The following is an 18,693-nucleotide window of genomic DNA, read 5'->3' on the forward strand; positions in this document are numbered from 1 at the left end:
CGCATGCGACGTCAGACGACGACGGCCGAGGTCACCGCGTAGTCCTTCAGCACCTCGCGACCGGGGATGTCGCCGATCTCCATGAGGAAGCTGAAGCGCACGCTCGCTGCTCCGGCGCGCTCGAGCATCTCCGCCACCGCGCGCGCGGTGCCGCCCGTGGCGAGCACGTCGTCGATCACGAGCACGTGCTTGCCGTCGATGCCGTTGGGGTTGAGCGTCAGCTCGGACGAGCCGTACTCGATCGTCGCGTCGGCCTCGAGGAGGTCGCCGGGCATCTTGCCCTTCTTGCGCACCATCGTCATGCCGACGTCGAGCGTCTGCGCCACGACGGGCGCGAAGATGAAGCCGCGCGCGTCCACGCCCGCGACGATGTCGACCTCGGCGTCGCGCGGGGGCATCAGGGAGATGCACGCCTCGCGGAAACGCTCGGGGCTCGCCAGGATCGGCGCGATGTCGTAGAACAGGATCCCTTCGACAGGGAAGTCGGGATACGTGTCGAAGTCATCGAGCGTGATCATGGCTCCCATCCTGGCACGGCCCGGCGCGGTAGGGTCGCGGTCATGGAGCGCACCCTGATCCTGGTCAAGCCCGACGGAGTCCACCGCGGCCTCTCGGGAGAGATCCTGCGACGCATCGAGGGGAAGGGCTATCGCCTCGTCGCCGTCGAGCTGCGGCAGGCGACCCCCGAGATCCTCGGCAAGCACTACGAGGAGCACGCCGGCAAGCCGTTCTACGAGGCGCTGGTCGAGTTCATGCTGTCAGGTCCGACGCTCGCGATCGTGGCCGAGGGACAGCGCGTCGTCGAGGGCTTCCGCTCTCTCGCCGGCGCGACCGACCCGACCACCGCTGCTCCCGGCACCATCCGCGGCGATCTGGGCCGTGACTGGGGCATGAAGGTCATGCAGAACCTCGTGCACGGATCGGACTCGCTCGAGTCCGCCGAGCGCGAGATCGGGATCTGGTTCCCCGAGCTGTAGGCACTGCCCGTCCCAGGGACGGGCCTCCCGCATCGTCCAGCGCGCGGGGGTCCAGCATCCAGCATCGTCCCGCGCGCGAGGGTCCAGCACAGTCCCGCGCGCCTCGGCGCGCAGGCACCCGCTCTTCCCAGACGATGCCGTGGTGGGTATCCTCCCAGGAAAGACCCACGTGGCTGTGGTCGCGTGAGCACCGATGTCCCCGCATCGGCGCGCCGGAGGGCGTGTCGTGGGGCGCCGCGCGAGCCTGAGGGGGCTGCCGTGAGGGATGTGTTCGAGGACGGGCTCGAGAAGGCGATCTTCGCGAGCCGCTGGATCCTGGCGCCGATGTACCTCGGTCTCGCCGCCGCGCTGATCGGGGTCACGATCAAGTTCTTCATCGAGCTCGCGAAGATGGTGACCACCATCACGGTCGACACCCCGACGGACGACATCACGGTCGGGATCCTCACGCTCATCGACATCGCGCTGCTGGGCAACCTGATCCTCATCGTGATCTTCGCGGGCTACGAGAACTTCGTGTCCAAGATCAAGGCCGCCGCGGACTCGGAGGACAGGCCGTCGTGGATGGGCCACGTCGACTTCTCGGGCCTCAAGATGAAGCTCATCGGCTCGCTCGTGGCGATCTCCGTGATCCTGCTGCTCAAGGACTTCGTGGCCATCCACGACGAGGAGCACATCGACTACGAGGGGATCGCGTGGCGCATCGGCCTGCACCTCACGTTCACCGTCTCCGGCGTGCTGTTCTCGATCATGGACTACATGGCCGCGAAGCGTGAGGTGCTGCTCGTGAAGGCGCACGTGGACCACCCCACGTCGGCGCCGGCGCGTCAGTTCGAGGTGCCCGCGCTCGAGAAGGGTGTCCGCACCGACGCCGACGGCATCTGAGCGCGGGTCGGGCGCGCCTCGCCGATCTGGGTATCCTCTCGGGGCTCACCAGTCCCCGAACCCCTGGAGCCCCGTCGTGCGCGACACCCTTGAGAACGGCCTGGAGAGGGCCCTCTTCGCGAGCCGCTGGCTGCTCGCCCCCATGTACGTCGGCCTCGTGGCCGGCCTGCTGGTCGTCCTCGCGAAGTTCTTCACCGCCCTCTGGAAGCTGGTCTCCGGCTTCAGCCTCACGACCGAGGCCGAGGAGATCACCGTCGACCTGCTGTCGCTGATCGACATCGCACTGCTCGGCAATCTGCTCGTCATCGTGATCTTCGCGGGCTACGAGAACTTCGTGTCCAAGATGAAGGCCGCCGAGCAGTCCGAGGACCGTCCGTCGTGGATGGGCCACGTCGACTTCTCGGGCCTCAAGATGAAGCTCATCGGCTCGCTGGTCGCCATCTCCGTGATCCTCCTGCTCAAGGACTTCGTCGCAGTCGAGGGCGCGGGCGAGGACTACGACTACACCGGCATCGCGTGGCGCATCGGGCTGCACTTCACGTTCGTGCTGTCGGGCGTGCTGTTCGCGCTCATGGACTACATCGGCGCCAAGCGCCAGGTGCTGCTCGCGACCGCGCATGACGCGCACCCGTCGATCCAGGCGCCCGAGCTCGACGAGGTCGAGTAGGGCGCAGGGACGATGCGGGCGCGGGGCGCTCTCGGCGGTCGCCGGTGAGCGTCCCCGGCTCGGGGTGCCGGTTCCCCTAGACTCCCGACCATGCATCTCAAGACGCTGACGCTGCGTGGCTTCAAGTCCTTCGCGTCGGCGACGACCCTCGAGTTCGAGCCAGGGGTCACCTGCGTCGTCGGACCCAACGGGTCCGGCAAGTCCAACGTCGTCGACGCTCTCGCGTGGGTCATGGGCGAGCAGGGCGCCAAGACGCTGCGCGGCGGCAAGATGGACGACGTCATCTTCGCCGGCACCTCGGGCCGCGCGCCGCTGGGCCGCGCCGAGGTCTCCCTCACGATCGACAACACCGACGGCGCGCTGCCGATCGACTACTCCGAGGTGACGATCTCCCGCACGCTCTTCCGGTCGGGCGGCTCGGAGTACGCGATCAACGGCTCGGCGTGCCGACTGCTCGACATCCAGGACCTGCTGTCCGACTCGGGCCTCGGCCGTGAGATGCACGTGATCGTCGGCCAGGGTCAGCTCGACGCGGTGCTGCGCGCGACCCCCGAGGACCGCCGCCACTTCATCGAGGAGGCCGCGGGCATCCTCAAGCACCGTCGCCGCAAGGACAAGGCGCTGCGCAAGCTCGACGGCATGCAGGCCAACCTCACGCGCGTCCAGGACCTCACCGCGGAGATCCGTCGCCAGCTCGGACCCCTCGGCAAGCAGGCCGAGGTCGCGCGGCAGGCGCAGACCATCCAGGTGCAGGTGCGCGACGCGAGGTCCCGCCTCATCGCCGACGACCTCGCGCAGCTCACGGGCCGCCTCGAGCAGGACAAGGCCGACGAGTCGGCGCTCACCGAGCGTCGTGAGGCAGTCGAGAAGGCGATGCAGGAGGCCCGCGAGCGGCTCGCCGAGCTCGAGCGCGTCGCGGCCGAGGCCACGCCCGCGCTCACGAGGGCCAACGATCTCTTCTATCGCCTGAGCGCGATCCGCGAGCGGCTGCGCAACCTCGCGACTCTCGCTGACGAGCGCCTGAGGATGCTCGGCCACCAGGTCGAGCAGCTGCCGACCGCCGACCTCGTCGACCTCGACGAGCAGGTGCAGCGGGCGAAGGCCGCGCGCGCCGAGCTCGACGCCGAGGTCGCGGCGGCGGCGGTCGAGCTCGAGGCGGCCGAGGCGGCCCGCAAGGAGGCCGAGGACGTGGCCTACGCGTCCGAGCGCCACCATGCGAACCTGCTGCGCTCGATCGCGGATCGGCGCGAGGGCGTCGCCCGCATCGCGGGCCAGGTCGCCGTGAAGCGCTCGCGCGTCGAGGCGACCGAGGACGAGGTAGGACGCATGCACGAGTCGCTCGCGGCCGCGAGCAGGCGCGCGCACGAGGCGACCACTGAGTTCCAGGCCCTCGAGACCACCGTCACCTCCGTCGAGGAGGGCGAGGAGGACCTCGATGAGCAGCATGAGGTCGCGACCTCCGAGTGGGATGTCGCCAAGGAGACGCTGACCGCGCTCAAGGACGCGCTCAACGCCGCGATGCGCGAGCGCGACACGTGGGCGGCCAAGGCGGAGGCTCTCGAGCTCACGCTCGCCCGCAAGGACGGCGCGGGCGCGCTGCTCGCCGAGGGGGTGCGCGCGGTGCGCGGCACCGTCGCGGCGTTGATCGAGGTCGCGGGCGACGCCGAGGACGCGATCGCGGCGGCGCTCGGCCCGCTCGCCGAGGCGCTCGCGGTCGACACGGTCGAGGACGCCGTGGACGCGATCCGCTGGCTGCGCGACGAGGACGCCGGACGCGCGCGCTTCGTCGTCGCGGACCTCGACGCGCGCCCGGTCAACCCCGCGGTGGCGCTTCCCGACGGCGCGGCCTGGGCATCCGACCTGGTCTCGGGACCTGCAGGGATCGTCGACACCGTGCGCGCGACCGTGTCAGGAGTCGCGGTCGTGGACGACCTCGCGTCCGCGCGGACCCTGGTCGCCTCCCACCCCGAGGTCACCGCGGTCACGCGCAGGGGAGACCTGCTCTCGGGCCGAGGAGCGTACGGCGGCGCCGGCGAGGCGCCGAGCGTGCTGCACCTCCAGGCTGCCCTGGACGATGCGCGCGAGGCTCGCGACGCCGCCGCCCGTCAGGTCGAGGCGACGAGCTTCGAGATCCGCGCGGCCGAGGACGCCGAGCGGGGCGCGCACACGCGGTTCCAGACGACGCTCGACCGCCTCAACGAGTCCGACGCGCGCCTGTCGGCGGTCGCCGAGCAGCTCGGCCACCTCAACGCGTCCGCGCGCGCGGCGCGCGCCGAGGCCGAGCGCGTCCAGGTGCAGCTCGACCAGGCGGCCGAGCGCATGAAGGCCGACCAGGACGCGCTCACGGAGCTCACCGAACGGCTCGCCGCCGCGCAGGAGGAGCCCGAGCAGTTCGAGGCGGACGTCAACGAGGCGCAGGAGACGCGGGCCGCGGACGCGCGTGCCGCGACCGCGGCCCGAGCCCGCGAGACCGAGGCGCGCCTCGCGCTGCGCACGAGCGAGGAGCGGGCGCGGGCGCTCGCCGCCCGCGCCGAGAGCCTCGAGCGGGCCGCGGAGGCCGAGCGGGACGCGCGTGCGCGGGCCGCGGAGGCCGCCAAGCGGCGCGAACGTCAGGCGGCCGCGGCCACCGAGGTGCTCGCGGGAGCGACCGAGGCGATCGAGGCGATCGACGTGTCGGTGCAGCGCGCCGACGACGCCCGCGCCGAGGCCGAGCTCGCGCGCACGGAGCGCTCGGGCGAGCTCGCGGGCGTGCGCCGCTCGGTCGACGAGTACGTCCAGGAGCACGCGCGTCTCACCGACGACGCCCACAAGGACGAGGTCGCCCGCGCCCAGATGCGTGTGCGCCTCGAGCAGCTCGAGCAGCGGGCGATCGACGAGCTCGGCGTGGACCCCGCGCAGCTGGTCGAGGAGTTCGGACCGCACCTGCCGGTGCCGCTGTTCGGCCCAGTCGGAGACGCCGCCCGCGAGGCCGCGCTCGCCGCCGCCGCCGAGGCGGGGGAGGACCTGGACCAGGACTTCACCCCGACCGAGCCCTTCGTGCGCGAGGCGCAGGAGAAGCGGCTGCGCCAGGCCGAGCGGGCGATGAACCAGCTCGGGCGCGTGAACCCCCTCGCGCTCGAGGAGTTCGCCGCGCTCGAGGAGCGGCACAAGTTCCTCCAGGATCAGCTCGCCGACATCAAGTCATCGCGCGAGGACCTGCTCGAGATCGTCAAGGAGATCGACGAGCGCGTCGAGCAGATCTTCACCCAGGCCTTCGAGGACACGGCCGCGCAGTTCGACAGGGTCTTCCCGCGCCTGTTCCCCGGCGGCGAGGGCAGGCTCGTGCTCACCGACCCCAAGCACATGCTGACCACGGGCATCGAGGTCGAGGCGAGGCCCGCGGGCAAGAAGGTCAAGCGGCTGTCGCTCCTGTCGGGCGGCGAGCGCTCGCTCACCGCGGTCGCGCTGCTCGTGTCGATCTTCAAGGCCCGCCCCAGCCCGTTCTACGTCATGGACGAGGTCGAGGCCGCGCTCGACGACATGAACCTGGGACGCCTGCTCGAGATCTTCCGCGAGCTCCAGGAGGACTCGCAGCTCATCGTGATCACGCACCAGAAGCGCACCATGGAGATCGCCGACGCCCTCTACGGCGTCACGATGCGCGGCGACGGCGTCACGACGGTCATCTCCCAACGCCTGCGCGACGACGACGCGGCGTAGCGCCCCCCCGGCGCCGCGAGCGCGAGGCTCCGCCCCCGCATCGTCCGGCTCCCGCATCGTCCCTAGTCCTCCGCGACCACCCTGAGGTCGTAGTCCGCCGCGTCGTCGTCGAAGAACGTCGTGACGGCGATCAGCAGGGTCCCCTCGGGGAGGACCCTGTCGATCGCGGGGTCGGTGCTCGTGAGGGTGTCGTCGTCGGGGTCGGTGTCGGACCAGCCCACGCGGACGGCCTCGCCGTCGACGAACTGCACGACCTCGAGCACCAGGTCCTGGTCGGCGAGGGTCGCCGCCTCGATCCTCAGGCGCTGCTTCGTCGGGTTGTCGAGGCACACGTACTCCTGCTCGCCCTCGACCGTGATGGCGTCGCCGACGTCGATGCTCGTCGCGGAGTCGCACGCGGCCTCCGTGACGCCGTCGATCGCGGTGCTCACGTCGCCCGTGCGCATGATCGAGCCGGCCGGCCCGGCGTAGAGCGTCATGTCGCCCGACTCGGTGCCGAACCAGGACGATGCGGAGACCAGGTACGTGCCGGGCTCGAGGTCGATCGTGATCTCGGGGTCGTAGCCGAACACGTCGTCGTTGGACCGGAGCACCTGGGCGACGCCGTCGTCGTCGAACGCGGAGATGGCGAGGGTGAGGTCGGGGCCGCCCTCGTCCGGGGTCAGCTCCGCGTGCGACTCGGCACCCGCGACCAGGAAGGTCGGCTCGGTGACCTCGAGGCACAGGTACGGCGAGTCGCCGTCGGTCTCGAGCGTCGCCTCGTCCGTGAACAGCGGCACGTCCGCGCCGCAGTCCGCGAGGGTCGGGGTGACGACGGCCGTCGTCGTCGTGTCGGAGTCGGAGGCCTCGAGGGTCGACGTGTACACGAGGAACGGGGGAGCGTCCGTGCCGTCGAGCGCGGTCACGTAGCCGACGTACGCGCCGGGCTCGACGACCACGGTCACGGTCGGGTCGGCGCCGAGCGAGGTGTCCGCCTGGGCGAGGATCCCGCCGTCGGTGGTCTCGAGCGACAGCGCGAGGTCGTCGCCCTCCTCGAGCGCCGCCGCGCCGACCGTCAGCTCCGTGCGCTCGGTGACCACGAGGCAGAACGGTGAATCCGGCTCGACCACCTGACCGTCGAGCTCGAGGACCTCGGACGCGACCGCGGGACACGCGGCCGCGTCCGACGCGGAGGCCGCCGGCGAGCCCGTCCCGGTGTCGTCACCTGACACCAGCCGCCACAGCAGGAACGATCCACCGAGCGTGACAGCGAGTGCCGCCGCCGCTGCGAGGATCGCATATGATGTCCGTGCATTTCCGGAATGCGACGCGGGGGCGTCGTGGTGGTCTGACGGCATCGTGTGGGCGGACTCCGGCATGGGGGGAGCGTAACGCGCGCGTCGATCGTTCACGCCCATGAAGGACCCGGAATGTCCCGTTTCGCCAGATCGTTGCGACCAGGTGCGACGGGGGCCGCCGCGCATCCGAACACGAGAGGACTCGAACTCACTGTGATCTCGTTCCACGACATGGAAGCCACGCTGCTGCTCGCGCTCGCGCTCGCAGTCATCGTCATCGTCGCCGCAGCGCTCGACGAGGGGCGGGGGAGGCACCTGCTCGACCTCGTCCGAGGGCGACGCGAGGGGAACGTGCCACAAGAGGGCGTGCTCGAGCACGAGGTGCCGCGCGACGACTTCGACTGGGATGTCGTGGGCCGGCTCGACTCGCCGACGCGTGCCGAGGACGGAGAGCCCCGTGTGCGGTTCAGGGAGATCGTCGCGGTGAAGGAGCGGACCGAGGGGCCGTCGCTCAAGGACCGGGCAGAGTCCGTCAAGCAGAGCCTCCCCGAGCTCAAGGACCGTGCCGTCGACCTCTGGCAGAGCCGACCCGCGCTCAAGGAGCTGCCGGTCGTGAGGTCGCTCGGCGCCTCGCATGAGGCGAGCACCGAGACCGGCGGGACCCCGGTGCTGGCCGACAGCGGACGCCGCTGAGCCCCCTGGGACCCCTCACCGTCTGACACACTGGGCCCGTGGACGTCACATGGATCCCTGGAGACGCTGACCTCGTCGTCATCATCGTCGCGCTCGCGGCGATCGGCGGCGGCGCCTTCGCGCTGCTGCGCCGCCCCGGCGGCGGACAGCAGCCGCCGAGCGCACCGCCCGCCGCTCCGCCGACGGCCGAGCCGGGCGCCGAGCAGCCCGAGGCAGCGGCGGTCGAGGAGGCTCCGGCTGAGGAGGCCGAGCCCGCCCGTGCCGCTCCCGAGGCTCCCGAGTCCCGGCTCGCCCGCCTGCGCTCACGGCTGTCCGGCGGCTTCGGCGCCACGCTGCTGTCGATCTTCTCGCGCGACTCGCTGAGCCAGGACGACTGGGACGAGCTCGAGGAGACGCTGCTCGCGGCCGACGTCGGCGCGGCCTCGACCGACGTCCTGCTCGAGGATCTGCGCGCCCGGCTCAAGGCCGAGCCCGAGGCGGAGCCGATCGCGCTCCTGCGTCAGGCGCTGCTCGACGTCGTCGATCCGACGCTCGACAGGTCGCTCGACCTCACCGGCGCCGAGGGGATGCCCGCCACCGCGGTCGTCGTCGGCGTCAACGGGGTCGGCAAGACCACGACCGTCGGGAAGCTCGCGCGCGTCCTCGTCGCCGAGGACAAGACGGTCGTGCTGGGCGCGGCCGACACCTTCCGCGCGGCCGCGGCCGATCAGCTCGAGACCTGGGGCTCCCGCGTCGGCGTGCCGGTGGTGCGCTCCGACCGCGAGGGCGCGGACCCCGCATCGGTCGCGTTCGAGGCCGCGCAGGCGGGCAAGGACCAGGGGCTCGACGTGGTCCTCGTCGACACCGCCGGCAGGCTGCAGAACAAGGCGGGGCTCATGGACGAGCTCGGCAAGATCGTGCGCGTCGTGTCGAAGGTCAGCCCTCCCAGCGAGGTCCTGCTCGTGCTCGACGCGACCACGGGGCAGAACGGGCTGACCCAGGCGCGGGTCTTCGGAGAGGTCGCGCCCCTGACGGGCATCGTCCTCACCAAGCTCGACGGCACCGCCCGCGGCGGCATCGTCGTCGCGGTGCAGCGCGAGCTGGGCGTGCCGGTGAAGTTCATCGGGCTCGGCGAGGGCGAGGACGACCTCGCGCCGTTCGACGCCGAGCAGTTCGTGGACGGGCTGCTGGGACGCTAGCAGGCGCATCGTCCGCTAGCAGGCGGGTTCCGTGGACGTGTCACCCCATGCCGGCGATGCGCGTCATCGTCCCACCGTGTGAGATCCGCAACACACCTTTTACTCGACCGGCGTCCATGTAACAGTCCCGAAACACGGGGGCAGTTCAGGCGTAACAGTTCTGCGGGAGGGTCTCTCTTGACTAGCCGAAGGGTTAGCGAAAGGGAGAAAACCAATGGATTTCACGCTGGACACAGGCAATACCGCGTGGATCATCGTTGCGACCGCACTCGTCCTTCTCATGACGCCGGGACTGGCGTTCTTCTATGGAGGAATGGTTCGCACGAAGTCCGTGCTCAACATGATGATGATGAGCTTCATCAGCATCTTCACCGTCGCTGTGGTCTGGGTCGTCTACGTCTACGGCCTCGCATTCGGACCGGGCGAGGGCCTGTTCGGAAGCATCTCCGGGCTGATCGGCCTCAACGGCTACGCTGACGCGGACGGCCTCGGCGCCGGCGTCGGCATCCCGGCCCTCGTGATGGTCGCCTTCCAGGCCACCTTCGCGATCATCACCGTCGCGCTGATCTCGGGCTCGGTCGCCGACCGCATGAAGTTCGGCGCCTGGACCCTCTTCACGGTCATCTGGGTCTCGCTCGTCTACGCGCCCATCGCGCACGGCGTCTGGGGTGGCGGCCTGCTCGGCTCGTTCTCGCCCAGCACCGTCATCGACTTCGCCGGTGGAACGGTCGTCCACATCAACGCCGGTGTGGCTGGCCTCGTCCTCGCGCTCCTGCTCGGCACCCGCAAGGGCTTCGGCAAGGAGCCGATGAAGCCGCACAACCTGCCGTTCGTGATGCTCGGCTCCGCGCTCCTGTGGTTCGGCTGGTTCGGCTTCAACGCCGGCTCCGAGTGGGCCGCTGACGCGACCGCCGGTCGTGCGTTCCTCAACACGCTGGTCGCGCCCGGCATCGCCGCGCTCGCCTGGCTGCTCGTGGAGAAGATCCGCGACGGCAAGCCGACCTCGCTCGGTGGCGCCTCCGGTATCGTCGCAGGTCTGGTCGCGATCACCCCGGCCGCTGCCGCGGTCGACACCTGGGGCGCGCTCGCCATCGGCGCCATCGCCGGTGCGATCTGCGCCATGGCGGTCTCGCTCAAGTACAAGTTCGGCTATGACGACTCGCTCGACGTCGTCGGTGTCCACCTCGTCGGTGGTGTCATCGGTACCGTGCTGCTGGGCTTCTTCGCTAACCTGGACGAGGGCACCACGTGGGCGCCGGACGGTGCGCTGAACGGTCTGTTCTACGGCGGTGACTTCACCCAGCTCGCCTCGCAGATCATCGGTGCTCTCGTGGCGATCGTCTACTCGGGCGTGCTGACGCTGATCATCGGCCTCGCGCTCAAGTACACGATCGGCATCCGCGTCGCCGAAGAGGTCGAGGTGGCAGGCATCGACCTCGCCGAGCACGGTGAGACCGCTTACGAGGAGGCTCTGTAAACCATGAAGCTCGTGACTGCAATCATCCAGCCGCACCGCGTCGACGAGGTCCGGGCAGCCCTTGAGGCTGCCGGCGTCAAGGGCGTGACCGTCTCGGAGGCTGCCGGCTACGGCCGCCAGAAGGGACACACCGAGGTCTACCGCGGTGCCGAGTACACCGTCGACCTGGTGCCCAAGACGCGTCTTGAGGTCCTCGTGGACGACGCCGACGCCGCGACCGTGACCGAGGCCATCGTCTCGGCCGCGCAGACCGGCAAGATCGGTGACGGCAAGGTCTGGGTCGTCCCGGTGGACGACGTCGCCCGCGTTCGCACCGGCGAGCACGGCGCGGACGCTCTGTAAGGAGCCATACCGCATATGCCGAGCCGGGACGGTCAGTTCCGCGAAGGCTCGGACGCTGAGGTCCCGCATCCCGATGGGGTGCGGGACCTCAAGCGTCTGAGGCGCGAGCTGGCCGACACGCTGTACCGGGAGGGAGCTCCCGGGAAGTACCGCCGTCAGGCGCTCACCGACCTCACCATCGCGGCCCTCGCCGCGCACTGGGACGAGGCCGCCGAGGGTCTGGAGGAGGGGGTCGCGCTGGGCGCCGTGGGGTCGCTCGGCCGAGGAGACTCGGGGCCGTACTCGGACCTCGACGTGGTGCTCATCCACGACGGTCGCGCGCTCACGTCCGACGCGGTGGCCGAGCTCGCGCAACGGCTCTGGTATCCGATCTGGGACGCGGGTCTCGAGCTCGACTACTCGTCGCGCTCGCTCACCGAGGTGCGCCAGGTCGCGTCCAAGGACCTGCGCGCGGCCTCCGGCCTGCTCGACCTCAGGCCCGTGGCGGGCGACAAGGAGCTCGCGCAGCGCGCGCGCTCCCTCATCTACCAGGACTGGCGCGCCGCCGCGCGCAAGCGGCTGCCCGAGCTGTTCGCCGCGTCGAAGGCGCGCTCCGAGCGCCATGGAGAGCTCGCCTACCTGATCGAGCCGAACCTCAAGGAGGCCAGGGGCGGGCTGCGCGACCTCGTGAGCCTCACGGGCCTGTCCGCGACGTGGCTCACCGACCGGCCGCACGGCGCGGTCGACGAGGCCGGCTCGCACGTCATGGATGTGCGCGACGCGATCCAGATGGAGGTGGGCCGCCCGCAGAACGTGCTGGGCCGCCACCTCGCGGACGAGGTCGCGACGGCCCTCGGCTTCGGCGACCCCGACGACCTGCTCGCCTCGCTCGCGGAGGCGGGACGTGAGATCGCCTACGCGCTCGACATGACCGAGCGCGGCGCGCGGCGCTCGCTCGAACGCTCGGGCGTCGGCTCGCGCGCCTTCCTCGCGCGGCGGCGAGCCCGCGCGCCCCGTCACACCGTCGTGGCCACGGGACTCATCGACGTCGACGGCGAGCTCGCGCTCGCCCCCGGGTACGACGCGACCGCGGACGCCCTGCTGCCGCTGCGCGCCGCCGCGACCGCTGCGTCGACCGGCCTCACCATCACGCCCACGCTCCTCGAGACGCTCGAGCGCTGCCCCGACCTTCCCGAGCCTTGGCCAGCCGAGGCGCGCGAGCACCTGCGCGAGCTCCTGCGAGGCTCCGCCCACCTCATCGCCGTGTGGGAGGCGATCGACCTTGCGGGCCTCGTCGTGCGCGGCCTCCCCGAGTGGGCGGGGGTGCGCAACCGCCCGCAGCGCAGCCCCATCCATCGCTTCACCGTCGACCGGCACATGATCGAGTCCGTCGTCCTGGCCGCGAAGATGCGCAAGTACGAGATCGACCACGACCTGCTGCGGCTCGCACTCCTCGTGCACGACATCGGCAAGCGTGCGGGCGCGACCGACCACTCGATCGACGGCGCCGCGCTCATCCCCGCGATGGGCAGGCGGCTCGGGCTGTCCGCGCGGACGACGGACGATGTCGAGCTGCTGGTGCGTGAGCACCTCACCCTCGCCGACCTCGCCACCACGGAGGACCCTGAGGATCCCGTGACGATCGAGCAGCTGCTCACCGCCGTCGACGATCGGCTGGACCTGCTGGACACGCTGCGCGCGCTCACCGAGTGCGATGCGCGCGCCGCGGGTCCGAAGGCCTGGACGCAGTGGCGCGAGCAGCTCGTGCAGACGCTCTACGTGCGAGCGCGCGCCGCGCTCGTCGCGAGGGGTGACGCCGGCGCCGAGTGAGCCGGCCCCGTCGTCGGCGGGCGCGCAGGGCGGCGGGTAGGCTGGTGCGCCTGAGACACGCCTGAAGGGACACCTGTGTTCGCCAACCTCTCCGATCGCCTCACCGAGACCTTCAAGAGCCTCCGTGGCAAGGGACGGCTGACCGAGGCGGACATCGACGGCACGATCCGCGAGATCCGCCGCGCTCTGCTCGACGCCGATGTCGCCGTGCCCGTCGTCAGGTCGTTCACCGCTGCCATCCGCGAGCGCACGCTGGGCTCCGAGGTCTCCGGGGCGCTGAACCCGGGCCAGCAGGTCGTCAAGATCGTCCACGAGGAGCTCATCGCCGTCCTCGGCGGCGAGCAGCGCCCGCTCACGCTCGCGAAGCACGGGCCCACGGTCATCATGCTCGCTGGTCTGCAGGGTGCCGGTAAGACGACGTTCGCAGGCAAGCTCGCGCATCACCTCAAGGCTCAGGGGCAGACCCCGATCCTCGTCGCAGCCGACCTTCAGCGTCCGAACGCCGTCACGCAGCTCAAGGTGGTCGGCGAGCGTGCGGGCGTTCCCGTGTTCGCGCCCGAGGCTGGTGTCACGCGCGAGGACGAGCGGCCGCACGGCGACCCCGTCGAGGTCGCGCGCCGCGGCCTCAGGGAGGCGCAGGACAAGCAGCACACCGTCGTGATCGTCGACACCGCGGGACGCCTCGGCGTCGACGCGGAGCTCATGAAGCAGGCCGGCGACATCCGCAAGGCGATCGACCCGCACGAGGTCCTGTTCGTCATCGACGCGATGATCGGTCAGGATGCGGTCGCGACCGCGCAGGCCTTCCAGGAGGGCGTCGACTTCACCGGCGTCGTCCTGTCGAAGCTCGACGGCGACGCGCGCGGCGGTGCGGCGCTGTCGGTCGCCCAGGTCACGGGCCGCCCGATCATGTTCGCGTCGGTCGGCGAGAAGCTCGACGACATCGAGGTCTTCCACCCCGACCGCATGGCGTCGCGCATCCTCGACATGGGCGACATCCTCACGCTCATCGAGCAGGCCGAGCAGAAGTTCGACCAGGCCGAGGCCGAGCGCATGGCCGGCAAGATGCAGCGCGGCGAGGACTTCACCTTCACCGACTTCCTCGCGCAGATGCAGCAGCTCAAGAACATGGGCTCGATGAAGAAGATGCTCGGCATGCTGCCTGGCATGGGCGCGATGCGCGACCAGATCGACAACCTCGACGAGCGCGAGCTCGTGCGCACCGAGGCGATCATCCAGTCCATGACGCCGCTCGAGCGCGACAACCCCAAGGTCCTCAACGGCTCGCGCCGCGCGCGCATCGCGGCGGGCTCCGGCATGACCGTCGCGGACGTGAACTCGCTGGTCAAGCGGTTCGAGGACGCGCAGCGGATGATGAAGGCCATGGCCAAGGGCGGCGGCATGCCCGGGATGCCCGGCATGGGCGGCCCCGGAGGCTTCGGCGGGCTGCCCGGCGGCAAGAAGTCCAAGGGCAAGCAGGCGCCCCAGCGCAAGGTCAAGGGCAAGTCCGGCAACCCCGCCAAGCGCGCCCAGCAGGAGCAGCAGGCACGCGCCCGTGCGGCCGGCGAGAAGCCGGCCGCGCCCGCGGGCTCGGCCTTCGGCCTCGGCGCCCCGGCTCCGCAGGAGGACATCGATCCCGCGCAGCTGCAGGCGGATCTGGGCAAGTACCTGAGAAGGTAGGCGCATGGAGTCCGTCGTCCCCACCGTCGCGAGCGACGTGCTGCACCTGACCGGTCCGGTGCTCGCGGGAGACGACGATGTCAGGCCCGAGGCCTGGGTGGTGGACGGCCGCATGGCCTACGAGCCGCCCGCGGGCCGCCGCGTCGATGCCCGGCTGGACGGCGTCGTCGTCCCCGGCCTCGTGGACGTGCACTGCCACGTGGGGCTGGACAGCGGGGGAGCGGTCGAGCCCGACCTCGCGCTCAAGCAGGCGCATCTCAACCGCGACGCCGGCACGCTGCTGATCCGCGACGCGGGGTCGCCGTCGGACACGTCCTTCCTCGACGGCGTCCTGAACGCACCCCGCATGATCCGCGCGGGACGCTTCATCGCGCGCCCCAAGCGCTACCTGCGCCATTACGCGCGCGAGATCGAGGTCGAGGACCTCCCTCGCGTCATGGCGGAGGAGGCCCGCAAGGGCGACGGCTGGGTGAAGATCATCGCGGACTGGATCGACCGCGAGGCCGGCGACCTGACGCCTCTGTGGCCCGCGAAGGTCCTCAAGCAGGGGATCGCCGCGGCGCATGACGAGGGCGCGCGCGTCACCGCGCACACGTTCGCGACCGAGTCGATCGATGCGCTTCTCGACGGCGGCATCGACTGCCTCGAGCATGGGACGGGCATGACGCCCGACCAGATGGCGCAGGCCGCCGACCTCGGCGTGCCCGCGGTCCCGACGCTCCTCCAGGTGGACAACTTCCCCGGCTACGCCGCGCAGGGGGCCGAGCGCTTCCCCGCGTACTCGGCGCGGATGACCCGCATGCACGAGCGCCGACACGCGCAGGTCCAGGCGATGGATGCCGCGGGCATGCAGCTGCTCCTCGGCACCGACGCGGGCGGGACGATCGGCCATGGACGCCTGCCCGAGGAGGCCTTCGCCCTGGTGGAGGCGGGGATCCCTGCCGCGAGCGTGGTCGCCGCGGCGTCGTGGCAGGCGCGTGCGTTCCTTGGCGTCCCCTCGTTGGGCGAGGGTGCGTCGGCCGACCTCGTCGTCTATGCGTCGGACCCGCGCGACGACATCCGCGTCCTTGCGAGCCCCACGCACGTGGTGCTTCGCGGGGTGCGCGTCGCGCCGTAGCGACGCCGTCGGGAGTCACGGACGATGCGCCTCCCGGTTGCGGGATCGGGCCGACACCAGGGAGAGTTGATACGACAACTGATGGGTCCCGCGTGGGGGCGCGGGCCGGGGGAGGCGACGATGACGGCGACGGTGGAGCGGGAGCGCGCCCGCGAGGGGGAACGAAGAGACTGGTGGCCAGACGGTCTCGAGGCGATGATCTGGGTCGTCGCGGCGATCGGCGTCGCGCTCATGCTGCGCAGCGGGAGCCTGCAGATCGCCGCGCCGATCGACCTGGTCTACACGCTCGGCCGCGCGCTCGGCATCGTCGCCGCGGTGCTCCTGCTCACGCAGGTGCTGCTCGTGTCGCGCGCGCCGTACATCGAGCGGTCCGTGGGACACGACCGCACGACCGCGCTGCACACGCGCCTCGGCACGTGGGCGATCATCCTGATGCTCACGCACGCGTCGATCATCACCGGGATGTCCGCGTACTACGACGGCCGAGGCCTGCTCGACCAGTCGATCGCCACGTTCACGTCGGCCTGGTACCTCGCGGCCGCCCAGATCGCCCTGACCGCGTTCCTCGCGGTGCTCGCGACCTCGATCGCGATCGTGCGTCGCAGGCTGCGCTATGAGCGCTGGCACCTGGTCCACGTGCTCGTCTACGTCGGGATCGCGGGCGCGGTGCCGCACCAGTTCCTCGAGGGCTCGACGTTCCGCGACGGCGGGCCCGCGTGGTGGTTCTGGCTCGTGCTGTACGCGTTCGCGTTCGGGTCGCTCCTCGTGTTCCGCTTCGTCCAGCCGCTGTGGCGGCTCGCGCGACACGACGCGCGCGTTTCCGACGTGACGCGGCTGCCCGACGGATCGGTGTCGATCACCGTTATGGGCAGGGACCTCGACGCGCTCGGCGCCAAGTCCGGCCAGTTCATGCTGTGGCGGTTCCTCGATCGGACCCGCTGGCGTGAGGCCCACCCGTTCTCGCTGTCGGCCCGGCCCACGGACACATCGCTGCGCCTCACGGTGCGCCCGTCGGGGGACTTCACGCGAGAGCTCGCGACGCTCGCCGTCGGCACCCGCGTGCTCGCCGAGGGCCCGCTCGGCGTGTTCACGCACCGGGCGCGGCGCGGGCGCGGACTCGTGCTCGTCGCCGCGGGCATCGGCATCACCCCGATCCGCGCGATGCTCGAGGACTGCGACGCGTCGGAGCCATGCACCGTGATCGTGCGCGTGAGCGGCGCCGAGGACGCGCCGCTGCTCGACGAGGTCGAGGACCTCGTCCGGCGCTCGGGAGCCGATCTGCGCGTGCTGCGGGGCCCTCGCGGCGACGGATGGACGCCGCGGGACGCCCCCGGCGGCCTCGCGGACCTCGTCGAGGAGGTCGGCGGGCGTGACGTGTACATCTGCGGTCCGCTCGCGTGGGCGGACGCGGTCGAGGCGGACGCCCGCGCGTGCGGAGTCCCGCCGGCGGCCGTGCATCGGGAGCGGTTCGCATGGTGACGACGAAGGGCGGACAGGCGTGAGAGCGAGCAGGATGACCGCGGTCGCGGTCGGATCGGCGGCGATCGTCGGGGTCGGGTATGCGACGGCGCCGAAGGGGGTCGTGACGCTCGACCTCGCGGAGTCGGTCGACTCGGACGCCGCGGCGGGTGCGGACGATGCGACCGCGTCGCAGGACGCGGAGGATGGCGCGGACGCGGGGACGCAGGACGGCTCGTCGGAGTCCGGAGGCTCCGGCTCCGGGACGTTCGACGGTCCCGTCGTCACGAACATCAAGGGCGACTTCCAGGCGCAGATCGTCGTGCAGGACGGCGTCGTCGTCGAGGTCAACGCTCTCGCGGCGGGAACCTCCGCGGCCGAGTCGCAGCGGATCAATGCCGAGGCCATCCCCGAGCTGTCCGCGCGCGTGATCGAGGCGCAGGACTGGGACGTCGACGCGTACTCGGGGGCGTCCTACACCTCCCCGGGCTTCCTCGAGTCGGTCCACGGCGCCTTCGACGACGCCGGGCTGTAGCCCGATGCCCGTCGTCCCCGACCGGGCGACCCTCACCCGCATCGTCCATGCGATGGCGATGCCGTTCACCGTGCGACTGCGCGGCGTCGAGGACCCCGCGGCCGCCGAACGTGCCGTGGACGCGTTCGAGGCCTCGCTGCGCGAGGCCGACGACCTCCTGTCCCTGTGGCGGCCCGAGACTCCCATGAGCAGGGTCGCCAGGGGAGAGCTGCACGTGGACGATGCGCCCGCCGAGGTCGCGGCCGTGCTCGCCCTCGCCTCGGCGTGGGGCAAGGAGACAGGCGGCGCCTTCGACGCGAGGCTCACCGCTCGCGCCGCGCGCCGCCTGCCGGTGCCGTACCCGCCCGGCGCTCCCGACCCGACCGGCGTCGTCAAGAGCTGGGCCGTCGTGCGCGCGCTACCCACGCTCGCGGCCGCCCGCGCCGAGGGCTGGCTCGTGGACGCGTCCGGCGATGTCGTCGTGGGCGGACAGGGGCAGTGGCGCGTCGGGATCGCCGACCCGCGGACCCAGGGCGACCCCACGGGAACTCGGCCCGTCGACGCGGTGGCTCTCGGCGACGGCTCGGCGCCTCGCCCATGGCGAGCGCTCGCGACCTCGGGCGGCGCGCAGGTCCACGACCACATCTGGGACCCGGTCACCGGCGACGTCGCACGGCACTACCTGCAGGTCTCCGTCCTGGGCGACGACCCGGTGGCGTGCGACGCGTGGGCGACCGCCATCTGCGCGCGAGGCCCTCACGCGCTCGCGCTCGCTGCCGATCGTCAGGTTGCCGCGCTCGCGGTGACCGGAGGACGATCGGAGGGAGGCTACGACGCCCTGACCACCCCCGCGTGGCCGAGCTCGTGGCACTGAGCGTCGATCCCCGGCGACCTCTCCGTCCGCTCTGAGCCGGTTCTCA

The 18,693-nt window shown here is 71.4% G+C and carries 16 protein-coding genes; 14 read left to right on the forward strand and 2 right to left on the reverse strand.

What is annotated here, in order from left to right; translation table 11 throughout:
• Positions 1–11 precede the first annotated feature (11 nt).
• On the reverse strand, positions 12–518 hold the full coding sequence (locus AOP78_RS07800; RefSeq protein ID WP_062202920.1) for an adenine phosphoribosyltransferase: 507 nt from the start codon (positions 516–518) through the stop codon (positions 12–14).
• Between the two features lie 42 nt (positions 519–560).
• Here AOP78_RS07800 and ndk point away from each other — a divergent pair, with 42 nt between their 5' ends.
• The 4 genes from ndk to smc all read left to right on the forward strand — a co-directional run bounded on the left by ndk (position 561) and on the right by smc (position 6,228).
• A complete protein-coding gene (ndk, locus tag AOP78_RS07805) occupies positions 561–977 on the forward strand; it encodes a nucleoside-diphosphate kinase (RefSeq protein ID WP_062202922.1) in 417 nt (138 codons plus the stop codon).
• Between the two features lie 258 nt (positions 978–1,235).
• A complete protein-coding gene (locus AOP78_RS07810) occupies positions 1,236–1,862 on the forward strand; it encodes a TIGR00645 family protein (RefSeq protein WP_201774764.1) in 627 nt (208 codons plus the stop codon).
• 76 nt (positions 1,863–1,938) lie between these two features.
• On the forward strand, positions 1,939–2,529 hold the full coding sequence (locus AOP78_RS07815) for a TIGR00645 family protein (protein ID WP_062202924.1): 591 nt from the start codon (positions 1,939–1,941) through the stop codon (positions 2,527–2,529).
• A 90-nt stretch (positions 2,530–2,619) separates the two neighbouring features.
• Complete coding sequence (gene smc, locus AOP78_RS07820) at positions 2,620–6,228, forward strand: chromosome segregation protein SMC (RefSeq protein WP_062202926.1); 3,609 nt, start codon at positions 2,620–2,622, stop codon at positions 6,226–6,228.
• A gap of 62 nt (positions 6,229–6,290) precedes the next feature.
• On the opposite strand, the gene AOP78_RS07825 is transcribed toward smc, so the two are convergent.
• On the reverse strand, positions 6,291–7,586 hold the full coding sequence (locus AOP78_RS07825; protein ID WP_062202928.1) for a hypothetical protein: 1,296 nt from the start codon (positions 7,584–7,586) through the stop codon (positions 6,291–6,293).
• Positions 7,587–7,718: 132 nt separating this feature from the next.
• On the opposite strand from AOP78_RS07825, the gene AOP78_RS07830 reads away from it, so the two are divergent.
• The 10 genes from AOP78_RS07830 (at position 7,719) to AOP78_RS07875 (ending at position 18,647) form a co-directional block, all read left to right on the forward strand.
• Positions 7,719–8,198 carry a hypothetical protein gene (locus AOP78_RS07830; protein WP_062202930.1) on the forward strand — a complete coding sequence of 160 codons (480 nt, stop codon included), beginning with the start codon at positions 7,719–7,721 and terminating at the stop codon, positions 8,196–8,198.
• Between the two features lie 38 nt (positions 8,199–8,236).
• Positions 8,237–9,376 carry a signal recognition particle-docking protein FtsY gene (gene ftsY / locus AOP78_RS07835; RefSeq protein WP_062202932.1) on the forward strand — a complete coding sequence of 380 codons (1,140 nt, stop codon included), beginning with the start codon at positions 8,237–8,239 and terminating at the stop codon, positions 9,374–9,376.
• A gap of 214 nt (positions 9,377–9,590) precedes the next feature.
• Entirely contained in the window at positions 9,591–10,853 is a 1,263-nt protein-coding gene (locus AOP78_RS07840; RefSeq protein ID WP_062202934.1) for an ammonium transporter, read from the forward strand.
• Between the two features lie 3 nt (positions 10,854–10,856).
• Positions 10,857–11,195, forward strand: a complete 339-nt coding sequence (locus AOP78_RS07845; RefSeq protein WP_042215355.1) for a P-II family nitrogen regulator — start codon at positions 10,857–10,859, stop codon at positions 11,193–11,195.
• Positions 11,196–11,210: 15 nt separating this feature from the next.
• Entirely contained in the window at positions 11,211–13,004 is a 1,794-nt protein-coding gene (locus tag AOP78_RS07850; RefSeq protein WP_062202936.1) for a [protein-PII] uridylyltransferase family protein, read from the forward strand.
• 75 nt (positions 13,005–13,079) lie between these two features.
• Complete coding sequence (gene ffh, locus AOP78_RS07855) at positions 13,080–14,684, forward strand: signal recognition particle protein (protein WP_062202938.1); 1,605 nt, start codon at positions 13,080–13,082, stop codon at positions 14,682–14,684.
• Between the two features lie 4 nt (positions 14,685–14,688).
• Complete coding sequence (locus tag AOP78_RS07860; RefSeq protein WP_062202939.1) at positions 14,689–15,801, forward strand: amidohydrolase family protein; 1,113 nt, start codon at positions 14,689–14,691, stop codon at positions 15,799–15,801.
• A 120-nt stretch (positions 15,802–15,921) separates the two neighbouring features.
• Positions 15,922–17,280 carry a ferredoxin reductase family protein gene (locus AOP78_RS07865; protein WP_160297607.1) on the forward strand — a complete coding sequence of 453 codons (1,359 nt, stop codon included), beginning with the start codon at positions 15,922–15,924 and terminating at the stop codon, positions 17,278–17,280.
• Positions 17,281–17,299: 19 nt separating this feature from the next.
• On the forward strand, positions 17,300–17,794 hold the full coding sequence (locus AOP78_RS07870) for an FMN-binding protein (RefSeq protein WP_152659458.1): 495 nt from the start codon (positions 17,300–17,302) through the stop codon (positions 17,792–17,794).
• Between the two features lie 4 nt (positions 17,795–17,798).
• Positions 17,799–18,647 (forward strand): FAD:protein FMN transferase, encoded by an 849-nt coding sequence (locus tag AOP78_RS07875; protein WP_062202944.1) that lies wholly within the window; start codon positions 17,799–17,801, stop codon positions 18,645–18,647.
• The last annotated feature ends 46 nt before the right edge of the window (positions 18,648–18,693 follow it).

It is taken from the genome of Demequina salsinemoris (genome assembly GCF_000974805.1).
GTDB classification, from domain to species: domain Bacteria; phylum Actinomycetota; class Actinomycetes; order Actinomycetales; family Demequinaceae; genus Demequina; species Demequina salsinemoris.